The organism is Rhodoferax sp. LS1R11 (assembly GCF_056521395.1).
Genome location: NZ_JBWMAW010000020.1, coordinates 56,287 through 68,495, shown reverse-complemented (window position 1 = coordinate 68,495; position 12,209 = coordinate 56,287). Strand labels below are relative to the sequence as shown.

The window sequence follows — 12,209 nt, the reverse complement described above, 5'->3', positions numbered from 1 at the left end:
TGCCAATGCCATGCCTCGCGATATCGAGCGGGGGCTGCAGGCCGGCTTCCTGCGTTACCTGACCAAGCCCATCCGGGTGCCTGAGTTCATGGATGCGCTTGACTTTGCACTTGATCTGGTGGAGCAAGCGACACCACAAACAACCACACGGGGAGACAAAAACCATGCTCAGTAAAGCCGAAATATTGAATGCCAGCATCCTGATCGTTGACGATCAGGCGTCCAACGTCCAGTTGCTGGAGCAACTCCTGCGTGAGGCGGGCTACACCCACGTCACAGCTACCCTGAACCCGCAAGAGGTTTGCGCTTTGCACAGAAAACTGGGCTTTGATCTCATCCTGCTGGACCTGCAAATGCCCGAAATGGATGGCTTTCAGGTCATGGAGGGGCTCAAGACCAATGCAGCGGACGACTACCTGCCCGTCATCGTGCTCACCGCACAACCTGGCCATAAACTGCGCGCCTTGCAAGCGGGCGCCAAAGACTTCATCAGCAAGCCGTTTGATTTGGTGGAGGTGAAAACCCGTATTCACAACATGCTGGAAGTGCGTCTGTTGTACAGGAAGCTCGCTGATTTCAACAAGGTGCTGGAACAAACGGTAGCCGAACGAACTGCAGAGCTGCGTGAGAGTGAGGCGCGCTACCGCAGCCTCACCGAGTTGGCGTCCGACTGGTACTGGGAGCAGGACGAGAATGGGCAATTCACCAAGGTATCTGGCCCAGTGCTGGAAATGTTGGGCATCCGCGTGGAGAGCCTGGGCAAGGATGGCGGCAAGGACACGGTGGCGGGCTGGAATGAGGACGAGCGGGAGAAACTGCTGGAAACCATTGCAGCGCGCCAGCCGTTTCTGGACTTTCTCTTTCACCACACGAATGCCGATGGCTCACAGCAACAGTTCAGGGTGAGTGGAGAACCGATGTTCAACCACTCTTCCCGCTTCCTCGGTTACCGCGGGATTGGTGTTGAAATTCTGGCCACTTTGTAACTGCAAAGCCAACGACCGCATACCATGTCCTTACTTCCCAGCCCCAGTCAAAACCACCTGCTCGCCGCGCTTCCGCCGGCTGAATATGATCGCCTGGCTGCGCATCTTGAATTAGTGCCCATGCCGCTTGGTCAAATGCTGTATGAGCCCGGCAGCCAGTTGCGGCATGCCTATTTCCCCACAACGTCGATTGTTTCACTCCACTACGTCACGGAGTCTGGCGCATCGGCCGAGACGGCGGGTGTGGGCAACGAAGGGGTGGTGGGGGTCTCGCTGTTCATGGGCGGGGACACCACCTCCAGTTCGGCCGTGGTTCAGACCGCAGGCCATGCGTATCGGCTGGAGCGCGGTATTCTGAAGGATGAGTTCAACCGGGCTGGGCTGTTGCAGCGCCTGCTTTTGCGCTACACCCAGGCGCTGATGACGCAGATGGCCCAAACGGCAGCGTGCAACCGCCACCACTCAGTGCAGCAACAGCTTTGCCGATGGTTGCTTTTGACGCTGGACCGGCTTCCGTCAAGGGAGTTGATCATGACCCAGGAACTGGTGGCCAGCATGCTGGGCGTGCGCCGGGAAAGCGTGACCGATGCAGCGGGCAATTTACAGGCTGCAGGCTACATACGCTACCGTCGCGGACACTTGGGCGTCCTTGACCGCGCAGGGCTTGAGTCCCGCGCCTGCGAATGCTACGCCGTGGTCAAAAAAGAACTCGATCGCCTGCTTTGCGATGTTCGCTATCGGCAGGACAGTTCAGCGGACGCCACGTAGTCGCCCTGGCCAACCGGTCGCGCCCTGGGAATCAATACCGCTGCGCGACACCGTTGTCGATTCGTACACGGTCACCCACACGAATGTCGGCATTGGTGGTTTGGGTCACTGTCTGGTAGGAACCATCCCGCAAACGGATGGTGAACTTGTACGCGTCGGTCTGTTGCTGGTTTCTCTTTTCCAGTTCGCGGCCCGCATACGCGCCACCCGCAGCACCCAGCACGGTGGCTGCAGTGTTGCCGTTGCCTGAGCCCACCTGGTGACCAATGATGCCGCCCACCACGGCGCCCGCAATGGTGCCAATGCCCACACCACTGTTGGCGCTGTCAACACGAACCAGATCAATGGACTGAACAACACCGTATTGTGTGTAAGAACCTGGATTGCCGGCTTGTGGGTAGGTCACCCCACCATAAGGTGCGTTATTGGCAACCGGCATATTCTCGCAGGCTGCCAGGGAGAACACCGAGGCCACAGCGATGGCTGCTTTGAGGAAGGTATGGTTTGTCATGACGAAATTCCTTGAGTTATGGAAGGAGTGGCTACGACTTGGCATTGTTCACGGCGCAGCGTTTTCTTTCTGTTCGTTTGCGTACATACAGGTGAAAGATTTTGAATTAGCCTGCAACTTGTATGACGTCCATCTTCATCACACCGGCAAGCATCTCGCAACCGCACCCCCAGGGACTGACGATGACCGGGTCGTGGACCGCGCGGAGAATGGACACCCTTGAGCAACAACTGGCGTCATTGCGCTTTCCCGTCAAGACCCTGGTGGCCATTGACGCCAGCGCGATTGACGCACTCGATACCGCAGGTGCGTGGTTGCTGCAAAAGCTATTGACAAAACTGGGTGGGGAAGGAGCGACGGTAGAAATACATGGGCTAAAACCGCAATTTCAGAAGCTGATGGAAGCAGTAGCTGAACATGTCGCCAGCCAGGCCGTAGCACCCGCCGCCAAAGTTGTGGGAAATCCAACCACACTGGAAGCCATTGGCCAAAATGCCGTTTCGGCCTGGGCGCAGTTGCTTGCCCTGCTGGCCTTTATCGGCGAGAGTTTTCTGTCCTTGATCAACGGCCTCAGACACCCTTCGCGCATTCGCTGGCGTCCTATTCTGTTCAATATACGCACCGCCGGATTTGATGCACTACCCATCGTTGGGCTGTTGTCGTTTCTGCTCGGCATTGTGGTGGCCTACCAGGGTGCAGACCAGCTACGTCAATATGGTGCCAACATCTTTGTGGCTGATCTTGTGGGCTTGTCCATGGTAAGGGAGTTCGCGCCCTTGATCACGGCAATCATCATTGCCGGCAGGTCGGGGTCGGCGTACGCGGCTCAAATCGGCACGATGGCCGTGACGGAAGAGATTGACGCGATGCGCACGATCGGCATTGATCCGCTCGACATGCTGGTGCATCCGAAAGTGATTGCACTGGTCATCGCCCTGCCCTTGTTGACCGTGTTTGCCGACCTGTTGGGCATCGCGGGTGGCATGCTCATGGCGCAAGCCCAACTGGATGTGGGCTATATGGAGTTTCTTGACCGTTTGTCCAAGGCGGTCAGCATCACCTCGTATGCGGTGGGTATCGGCAAGGCCCCGATATTTGCGGCCATCATCGCCATAGTTGGCTGTTTTCAGGGCTTTCGTACCAAGGGTGGTGCGGACAGCGTGGGGCGCCAGACCACCCGCAGCGTTGTCCAGTCTATTTTTCTGGTGATCGTGGCTGACGCATTGTTCTCCATTGCTTTCAGCCTGCTGGACCTCTGACATGCAAGACTCCAAACCAACCGAACCAGCTGTCATTCAGGTCAGTGGCGTGACCACCCGCTTTGGCGACCATGTGGTGCATGACGGCATTAACCTGGAGGTACGCCGCGCCGAGATCTTTGCGGTGATTGGCGGTAGCGGGTCCGGCAAGTCAACCCTGCTGCGGGAGATGATCTTGTTGCAACGACCCAACGAGGGCACGATACGAGTGCTCGACGTCGATTTGCACGACGCCTCCGGGGAGGAGGCGCTTGAGCTCAAGCAGCGTTGGGGTGTGCTATTTCAGCACGGTGGTTTGTTTGGCTCCCTCACCGTGCTGGAGAACATTGGTTTGCCCCTGCGGGAGCACACCAAGCTGAATGATGCGTTGATCAATGAAATCGCTGCGTGGAAGCTTGCGATGACAGGCCTCAAACCGGAAGTGGGTGTCCAGTACCCGGCGGAACTCAGCGGCGGCATGATGAAGCGAGCTTCCCTGGCACGCGCCATGGCGCTGGACCCGGAATTGCTCTTCCTGGATGAGCCCACCGCAGGGCTAGACCCTGACAGTGCGGCAGGCGTGGACGAGTTGGTTCTGAAACTGCGTGAGTTGTTTGGCCTCACCATCGTGATGATCACCCATGACCTCGACCTGCTGTGGCAGGTCGCTGACCGGGTTGCCGTGCTGGGTGAAGGCAAGGTGCAGGGTGTCGGCTCAATGTCAGAACTTTCCCGTATGGATCACCCCGCCATCCAGCAGTTTTTTACCGGGCCGCGCGCCCGCGCCGCTCAAGAGCAGGAACAACAGCAGGCCTTTCTGCACACAACGACCACCACCGGGGAAGCATCATCGAAACCAAAGTGAATTACACCCTGGTTGGCGCATTTGTGCTCGTGCTCGGCGCCCTGCTTGTTGCGGGGGCGCTATGGCTGGCATCCGGTGGCGCGTGGCAAAAAAAATACGATGTCTATCTTGCGATTGAAGATGAATCGGTCGCGGGCCTGAACCTCAATGCGCCGGTGAAATACAACGGGGTTGACGTGGGCAAGGTGCAGGCCATTGAGTTGGACACGGTCGATCCCCAACGAGTCAACCTGCTGTTCGCCATCGAGGAAGGCACACCCATCAAGGAAGACACCATTGCCGTACTGAAAACCCAGGGACTCACAGGCATTGCCTATGTCGAACTGACGGGTGGCGCGGTCAGTTCACCCCCGCTGCGGGCCAAACCAGGCAACCAATATCCGATCATCCAAACCAAGCCCTCGCTGAGTGCGCGGCTGGAAAATGTGCTGACCAGCGTGCTGGCCAAACTCGACAGCACGTCGAGCAGCATCAACGCAATCCTAAGCGACGAAAACCGGGCGTCCTTCACGAGCGCACTGACCGATATTGCCACGGTGGCTCGCACCATCGCCGCGCGCAAGGACACTCTAGATGCGGGCATTACCCAGGCGGGCCGCACCCTGGACAACACGTCCAAAGCGACGGCGCAGATGGCGTCGGTGGTTGACCGAATCGGCAAGAGCGCTGACGCGGTGGAGAAAATGGGTCAGGAAGTTGCCAAGACCAGTACCAGTGCGGGCAGAACAGTGGACACCGTGGGCGCAGATATCAAACGCTTCAGCACCGAAACGTTGCCCGAACTCGAACGTCTGCTTGGCGAACTCAGCACACTGAGCGGGTCCTTGAGACGCGTAACCGAACAGACCGAGCGGGATCCACGTGGGCTGATCTTCGGACGGCAGCCCATGCCACCCGGACCTGGAGAAAAAGGACCTGCCCCATGACACCCATCAAAAAATACCTGAACTCACCTCTGCGCTGGTTAGTTTGTACGAGTGTTGTTCTGATGAGCTTGAGCGCCTGTAGCGCGCTGAGCCCTACCCGTACACCCTCGCCAGCGTTTTACTCACTCAACGATGCATCGGTAAGCTATACGGTACCTGTGGACACAACGGCATCGTCAACCAAACGGACTTTGCTCGTGAGCCCACCCCATGCCGCATCGGGCTTCGACAGTCAGCGTATGGTGTACGTGCGCACAGCCCACCAACTTGAATACTTTGCCAACAGCGAATGGATTGACCCACCCGCGCGCATGCTCGGTCCGCTGCTGGTCTCAGCCGTTGAAAGAAGTGCCGCATTCCGCGCGGTGGTGATGACGCCCGGCGCGGCCAGTGGCCAGCTGAGGCTGGATACGGAAATCGTCCGGCTCCAGCACGATTTTCAAACTCGCCCCAGCCGGGTGCGGTTCACCTTGCGGGCTACCTTGGTGGATGACAAGACACGAAGCGTCCTGGCTCTGCGGGAGTTTGACGTGACAGAAGAGTCCACCCACGAAGATGCTTACGGCGGCGTGCTCGCAGCCAATCGCGCAGTAAAGTCTGCACTGGTCAACCTATCTCAATTTCTGAAAGAAGGTCAAAAATGAACGCTGGAAAATTGATGGGCATCATCCTGATCGTGGCCGGTGGTTTGGGTCTGGTCTACGGCGGTTTTAGCTATACCAAAGAAACGACGGGGTTGAAATTGGGCCCCATCGAACTCAAGGTGCAAGAGCAGAAAACCGTGAATGTCCCGCTGGTGCTCAGCGCAGGCGCCATTGTGCTCGGGGTCTTTTTGCTGGCAGTTGGACGGAAATAGGGGCCTGCCAGAAGGGATTGCCGTTTATCGTGCCTAGAGGAGGCGTGCCCAGATTCGCGCCAGGGATTCCTTGATGCGATCTGATACCGGGCGTTGATTCCAATGCAGCAGATCGATTTCTTGCGACGCTTCGAGGTCTTTGTCGAAAACAGCCTGCATTTTTTGGGCAAACTCTCGCCCCAGGATGATGGCATTGATCTCATCGTTATTCAAAAAACTACGCCAATCCAGATTCGTCGAACCGACCGTGGACCAGACTCCATCAATGACGGCTGTCTTTGAATGAAGCAAGGCACCCACGCGCTCATAGAGCCTGACTCCCCCTTTGAGTAGCGCTTCGTAATGCGAACGTCCGGCATGAAACACCAGTGACGAATCGGAATGGCTTGGCAATATCAGCCGGACATCAACACCTCGTGCGGCTGCCTCGGTCAAGGTCTTGATCAATTGAGGATCCGGAACAAAATAGGCATTGGTCAGGTAGACCTGCTTTTCGGCGTTGCCAATGGCCGAGATCAGGGTCAGGTAAATCAGGCTGTAAGGGTCGTCGGGGGTGCTGCCGATGGCCCGCACGATGTCTTGGCCCTGTACGGTCAACGTCGGGAAATAGTCTTTGGGTGCGAGCGGCTTGCCTCGCTGCTTTTCCCATGTTTGCATGAATAACTTTTGAAATTCAGCCACCACAGGCCCCTCCAATTGAAGGTCAGTGTCACGCCAGGCGACCGAACTGGGTGACACCTTGGGCGTTCTCTTGGCCACCGATCCTGAGGAATAAACACTGCTGATGTTGATTCCGCCAATGATCGCCGTCCGGCCGTCGACAACAAGTAGTTTTCGGTGATCCCGGTTGTTGAGCGCCCAAGGCACCCGGGCCATCAGCGGATTGACCGGATTGAATTCAAGCACCGAAACTCCGCCCTGCTTCAAGCGTTCAAAGAAGGCCTTTGGCGTACTGATGCCACCCACACTGTCATAAATCACGTTGACTTGAACACCCTGCGCCTGCCGCTCCAGCAGCAGATCGGAAAACTTGTCACCAATCTCATCATCCTCGATGATGTAGGACTCCAGGTTGATGTGGTCCGTCGCGCCTCGGATCGCCGCAAACATGGCCGAGTAGGTTGCGGCACCATCCTGCAGCAGGGTCGCCCTGTTACCAAGAACCAGTGGGCTTCCCACGATGGCTTGTTCGAGTGCAATTTGCTTGTCCAGCAGATCTACGTCGCCAGACTTGCGTTTGAGCTCGGAAAGAATATTGGCGCTGCGTTGGGCGGAGACCGGCCCTTTGGCGTTTTCAAATTCGGCCGCTCGCGCAGGTTGCCGGTCGATCAGGTCATCGGCATCCGGCAAGGCCGCGCACCCGGCTGTGGCCAGCAGGCAGATCAAGGCCACTGCGGCAAGCTTGGGCGTTCGAGTTTTCATCATGCGCAATTAGGGACCAGTTCTAAGGTTTTCGCAACAATGGGGCCTTTGCATCACGCACCAATTGCCCACAATCGCTGTCCTTGCCGGGACCTGCATCGATCAAAGGAATCAACGTCAGCAGAGGATTCACCAAACCCAGTGCCAATGCGCCCAGCGCGCGCGCTACGACCCGACCCGTGTCGACCTGCACATCAGGCTTGGCAAAGCTTCCCCTAACATGGATCGGGCTTCGCAATGCCACCGGGCTGGTGGCCTTTGTCTTCTGGTTCAGCGTCAGGTCCAGCCGTTCTTGCGCCAGATTGATGGTGCCGGTACCGATGAGGGTGGTGACGGCGGTGTCGAAAATCAACGCATCGGTGGTCATCACGCCTTGCTTGACCTTGAAGTCAACAACTGCACAGCGAACTTTGACCAACTTGTCGCCCGTGACGCTGAGTTGCAGTATTTCCCAGAGGTGCAAACCCGCTTTCTCCATCATCAGCTTGCTGATTTCCCCTCCTGCAACAACCAACCCGACATTGCCATTGGCGCTGGCGAGCATGCGTCCCACGGAGTTGCCAGTCCCAGCCAGATCAATCTGGCCATTGACCTCCCCGATGCCCGTTTGCGTCAACGGCAATGTTGGAAACAGCTTGTCAATATGGATTTTCTTGGCGTTCAGGCGGGCTCTTGCCAACAGGGGGTCTTTTCGCCCATCCAGTGAGATGACGGCGTTCAGGTGACCGCCCGCCAGACCAAAATCGAGCGGATCCAGTGTCAATACCGAATCCTTAAGGCTCAAGTGGGTCGTCAGATCTTCGATCGCCAGCGCCGCCGAGTGACGAATCGCCTTGGCGTGTAATGTCACTTCGGCATCCACGGTGTTCCAGCGATCGGTGTTGAAGGGCAAGTCTGGCAACACGCGGGCAACAGATCCCCCGGGTGCAGCCTGCCGGGCAGCCTGGACTCGACCCGGGCGGGCACCGATCACGGGCCCAAGATCGGCCAGATCCAGCAATTTCGAACTCAGGTCCGCCGTGAGCGCAATACGCGTTCCTCCGGTAACCGCTTGCAGGGTGCCGGCAATGTCACTCGCGCCTATTCGTCCGGAAAATTTCTCATAGCGCCATGTCTTGTCGCTAAATAGCAGGTGCCCGTCGGTCACATAGGACCGTGTGGCGGGAAGTGCCATACCGATCAATGGGAACAGTTGGTCGAGACTGTCACCACGCAATGACAGACGCAGATCAACGGCAGAAAACTTCAACAGGCTGGTTATGGCACCCTCCGCACGAAGGACGGTTTTTCCAAAACTCGCGTTGATCTTGAGGGCGTAGGGCGTGCTTTCGTCACGGATGGCCAGCACCGGCCCTCCGGTGCCATGGGCCTTCAGAGTCAACCCCTTGTATTGCCCACTGGCGTTGAAGGTCACGCCCGCCTCTGTCGTGCCATCTGGTTGGGCCAATCCGGTCGAAAGTTCCGACAGGATACTGGTCTTGGTCACCAGGTCGTCGAAGCCGAGGGTGCCCCGATCGAGCATCAAGCGCCCGACCTCGATACGCGCACTTTCGTCTTGTTGGTTCAAGTCCAGCAGCCAACTCTTTCGCCCCTGCGTACCTTGTTCAAGAAATAAAATCGGACGGGTCAGTTTGACGTTGGGGAAGATGATTTTTTTTCTCAACAGCTGTGGCAAGTCAATCGACACATCCACCGCATCGGCCGAGAACATCTGCCTCTCTTTGGCCCAATCAGGGTTTGCGTAGCTCACAGGCCCGGCTTGAATCCGGGGAAAAGGCCAGCCCAGCCGGACCTTGATGTCGCCTGTGATGACCAGCACACGACCTGTTTTTTCAAGCGTCATGCGTTCGACAGGGCCACGGGCCCAGTTCCAGCCAAAAATGGCAACGAACAGAACGGCCAGCGCAATGAGCGCCATCAGGACGCCAACCAGCCAAATGAGAAGACGGGATAGTTTCATTTTGATTCCAAAGCGGCGTGTGATGGCGGCTGCAGGCTCAACCCTGCATCAACTTTGCCAAACGGGTTCCAGACAATGTGTTCTCAGCTACCACCTTGAAAAGTACCACGAGTGCCGGCCCCAGAAAAAGACCCCAAATACCCCACAATGCACCCCAAAACACCAATCCGATAAATACGGCGGCTGAGTTCATCTTGGCGGCACGTCCTTGCAACCAGGCGGTCACCAAGGTACCAATCAACGTGGACAACACAATGAGAAAGCCAGCCATTGCCAACGCCGCGCCGACAGTCTCATGAGCCAGAAAAGTCTCAGCGGCCCCCAGACAGGTGAGCACCGCCATGCCAAGGTAGGGCACAACGTGCAACACGGCGGCGGTGGCACCCCAGCCCGCAGCATCGGGCAAATCGGCAATCAGGAAGGCAATCCACACAGCCACGCCAACAAGGATATTGGTCACCAGAACCACCCCGGCATAGATGCGAATCTGGCGGGCGCACTCCAGCAAAGCCCGTTGTGCCCTTTCATGCGCCTTGGGGTCGTAAGCCCATAGATAGAGAAACCGCTCCGTCAATGACTTACCGCCCGTCAAGACAAAAAAGGCAATGAAAAAAATAATGCTGAGTTGACCCGCCAGCCCCAGGAGAACGCCTGAGCCCGAAACGGCCGTTACCCGCAAGGCCACGGCAGCCCCGTCGGTGATGTTGTTATTCGATGCGTCACCAATATCTTGGCTTGAAGGTCTCACCACAAGCGCCCGCTGCCCCGGGCGCAGCAAGGGTTTTCCTGCCATCACCCGATCGGTTGCACGGTCCAGCTTTTGCAAGGCGGAACGGGCACGAGTCAGCACCGAATCGGCTGTGGGATCTCGTTCAACGACCTGTTGCGCGGCCATGTTGATCATTTCCGGCACACGTTCGGCCACACGCACAAGCTGGCCACCAAACACCATGGCACAGGCGGTCAGTGTCCCAATGACCACGCCCAGCGTCAAGACACTGGCCACGACAGGGCTGCGCAGCAAAGCCGTGAGCCGCACAGCCAACGGCATCACCAGCACTGCCAACATCAAACCCGCCGTCAAAGGAATCAGAAAGCGCTGTCCCCACCACAAGGCAGCAACCACCGCGAGTGTGGCGAGCACCTTGACGGCGGCACTGGCATGGTGCAACGCCATAGCATTGGCTGAGACGGGTATCTGAGTCATGACGAGCTGGGTATTGAAAAATGAAATTTTTATCGGGCGGCAAAAAAAAACCCCGATGTTCGTCACCGAACCCCGGGGCCGCTCGCGTTCAGACGTTAGTCCGACGCTGACCAATACGACCCTAGTCTTTTTTGAACCAGGAGTCGGTAGCGGTGCGTTGCCACTCGGCAACCTGCTTTTCCGCGTCATCCTTGGCTACACCATAGCGTTCCTGAATTTTTCCGGCGAGTTGATCGCGGCGACCGGCAACAACATCAAAGTCATCATCAGTCAACTTTCCCCACTGCTCCTTGGCTTTGCCAGTAACTTGCTTCCAATTTCCCTGAATTTGATCCCAGTTCATAGGTATCTCCTTGTATGACTGATAAGAAAAAAAACCCTGTTAGGGGATGAATGCTTAAGGACGAACAGCAATCTCGTTCTTGACGGACACGACACCTTTCACACCGCGAGCAATGCTCTCGGCAGTGGCGCGTTCTGTAGCGCTCTTGGCAAAGCCTGACAACATCACGGTGCCCTTCATGGTCTCCACGCTGATGGCGGCTGCATCAACTTGTTTGTTCTCGACAAAACGTGACTTGACGAGCGTGGTGATGCCCGCGTCATCGACGTAGGCGCCAACGGATTCCTGTCCACGCGTCACGGCACAACCCGTGGCGGTAAGGAGAGCGGCAGCGGTCATGACGATAGCGAGAGTAGTGCGAATGTTCATATTGAATCTCCAAAAAAAAATGATATTGAGTTTGAATTGACCTGGTAACGACTAGCCCCACTACCGATGGGCGGAAACAGCGGATGCTTATTCGGCCAACCAGTCACTGAGCTCGTCGGCGTGTTCTTGCTCGTCGCTCAAGATGTCTTCAAGAAGACGACGGGTTGTCGAATCCTTGTCGCCAATCAGGGAGATGATCTGGCTGTAGCTCTCAATCGCGACGCGCTCTGCAATCAGGTTGGCCTTGATCATCTTTTTGAGATCAGAAGAATCGTCATAGGCTGCATGGCTTCGCTTGGTCAGCGAGTCCGGCGAAAAATCAGGCTCGCCTCCGAGCTGCACGATGCGTTGCGCAAGACGATCCGCATGAGCCGACTCTTCGTTGGCATGCACAAGAAACTCTTCTGCAATCTTGGGTGAGGCCAGACCACTGGCGGTGAAATGGTGACGTTTGTAACGCAACACGCAAACCAGTTCAGTGGCAAGGGAGTCATTGAGAAGCTTGATAATGTCCTGGCGCCAGGGGCCGTAACTGGGGGTCACCGCGCCATCATCCAGACTGCGCCTGGCGGCATCAATGGCCTGTTCATCCAGCACCATGGGTACGCTTTCCAACGTGGACATTTGTTTGACGTTGTGACTGGTATTCGATGCCATGAAATACTCCTGGGTTACCTGGAATGTCCCGATTCACTTCTGCACCGGGGCCGTTAGAAGTACTTTAAAAGCGCGGCCCTGTGTCACCTATCGGCGGCAAT

Annotated in this window: 14 protein-coding genes; 7 read left to right on the top strand and 7 right to left on the bottom strand. The window is 57.0% G+C overall.

Features of this window, described 5'->3' with window-relative positions; translation table 11 throughout:
- Nucleotides 1-164: 164 nt before the first annotated feature.
- Nucleotides 165-986 (top strand): response regulator, encoded by an 822-nt coding sequence (locus AC097N_RS18965; RefSeq protein ID WP_479583627.1) that lies wholly within the window; start codon nt 165-167, stop codon nt 984-986.
- A 24-nt stretch (nt 987-1,010) separates the two neighbouring features.
- A complete protein-coding gene (locus tag AC097N_RS18960) occupies nt 1,011-1,754 on the top strand; it encodes a Crp/Fnr family transcriptional regulator (protein WP_479583626.1) in 744 nt (247 codons plus the stop codon).
- A gap of 31 nt (nt 1,755-1,785) precedes the next feature.
- On the opposite strand, the gene AC097N_RS18955 is transcribed toward AC097N_RS18960, so the two are convergent.
- Entirely contained in the window at nt 1,786-2,265 is a 480-nt protein-coding gene (locus AC097N_RS18955) for an outer membrane lipoprotein (protein WP_479583625.1), read from the bottom strand.
- Nucleotides 2,266-2,387: 122 nt separating this feature from the next.
- On the opposite strand from AC097N_RS18955, the gene AC097N_RS18950 reads away from it, so the two are divergent.
- The 5 genes from AC097N_RS18950 to AC097N_RS18930 are packed head-to-tail and all read left to right on the top strand — an operon-like array spanning nt 2,388 to nt 6,150.
- A complete protein-coding gene (locus AC097N_RS18950; RefSeq protein ID WP_479583624.1) occupies nt 2,388-3,524 on the top strand; it encodes an ABC transporter permease in 1,137 nt (378 codons plus the stop codon).
- 1 nt (nt 3,525) lies between these two features.
- The gene (locus AC097N_RS18945; protein ID WP_479583623.1) at nt 3,526-4,368 is read left to right on the top strand and encodes an ABC transporter ATP-binding protein; all 843 of its coding nucleotides are present in this window, start codon (nt 3,526-3,528) and stop codon (nt 4,366-4,368) included.
- A complete protein-coding gene (locus tag AC097N_RS18940; protein WP_479583622.1) occupies nt 4,365-5,294 on the top strand; it encodes an MlaD family protein in 930 nt (309 codons plus the stop codon). The genes AC097N_RS18945 and AC097N_RS18940 overlap by 4 nt, the downstream gene beginning before the upstream one ends.
- Nucleotides 5,291-5,938: an ABC-type transport auxiliary lipoprotein family protein gene (locus tag AC097N_RS18935; protein ID WP_479583621.1), complete on the top strand. Its 648-nt coding sequence runs from the start codon at nt 5,291-5,293 to the stop codon at nt 5,936-5,938. Before AC097N_RS18940 ends, AC097N_RS18935 begins: the two co-directional genes overlap by 4 nt.
- Nucleotides 5,935-6,150: a hypothetical protein gene (locus AC097N_RS18930; protein WP_479583620.1), complete on the top strand. Its 216-nt coding sequence runs from the start codon at nt 5,935-5,937 to the stop codon at nt 6,148-6,150. The genes AC097N_RS18935 and AC097N_RS18930 overlap by 4 nt, the downstream gene beginning before the upstream one ends.
- A gap of 33 nt (nt 6,151-6,183) precedes the next feature.
- Here AC097N_RS18930 and cls read toward each other — a convergent pair whose 3' ends face one another.
- From cls to AC097N_RS18900, 6 genes are all read right to left on the bottom strand, one after another.
- Complete coding sequence (gene cls, locus AC097N_RS18925; protein ID WP_479583619.1) at nt 6,184-7,572, bottom strand: cardiolipin synthase; 1,389 nt, start codon at nt 7,570-7,572, stop codon at nt 6,184-6,186.
- 22 nt (nt 7,573-7,594) lie between these two features.
- The gene (locus AC097N_RS18920; protein WP_479583618.1) at nt 7,595-9,532 is read right to left on the bottom strand and encodes an AsmA family protein; all 1,938 of its coding nucleotides are present in this window, start codon (nt 9,530-9,532) and stop codon (nt 7,595-7,597) included.
- A gap of 37 nt (nt 9,533-9,569) precedes the next feature.
- Entirely contained in the window at nt 9,570-10,739 is a 1,170-nt protein-coding gene (locus tag AC097N_RS18915) for an AI-2E family transporter (protein WP_479583617.1), read from the bottom strand.
- A 121-nt stretch (nt 10,740-10,860) separates the two neighbouring features.
- Nucleotides 10,861-11,082 carry a CsbD family protein gene (locus AC097N_RS18910; RefSeq protein WP_479583616.1) on the bottom strand — a complete coding sequence of 74 codons (222 nt, stop codon included), beginning with the start codon at nt 11,080-11,082 and terminating at the stop codon, nt 10,861-10,863.
- 54 nt (nt 11,083-11,136) lie between these two features.
- On the bottom strand, nt 11,137-11,451 hold the full coding sequence (locus AC097N_RS18905; RefSeq protein ID WP_479583615.1) for a BON domain-containing protein: 315 nt from the start codon (nt 11,449-11,451) through the stop codon (nt 11,137-11,139).
- A gap of 87 nt (nt 11,452-11,538) precedes the next feature.
- Complete coding sequence (locus AC097N_RS18900; RefSeq protein WP_479583629.1) at nt 11,539-12,075, bottom strand: ferritin-like domain-containing protein; 537 nt, start codon at nt 12,073-12,075, stop codon at nt 11,539-11,541.
- Nucleotides 12,076-12,209 lie beyond the last annotated feature (134 nt).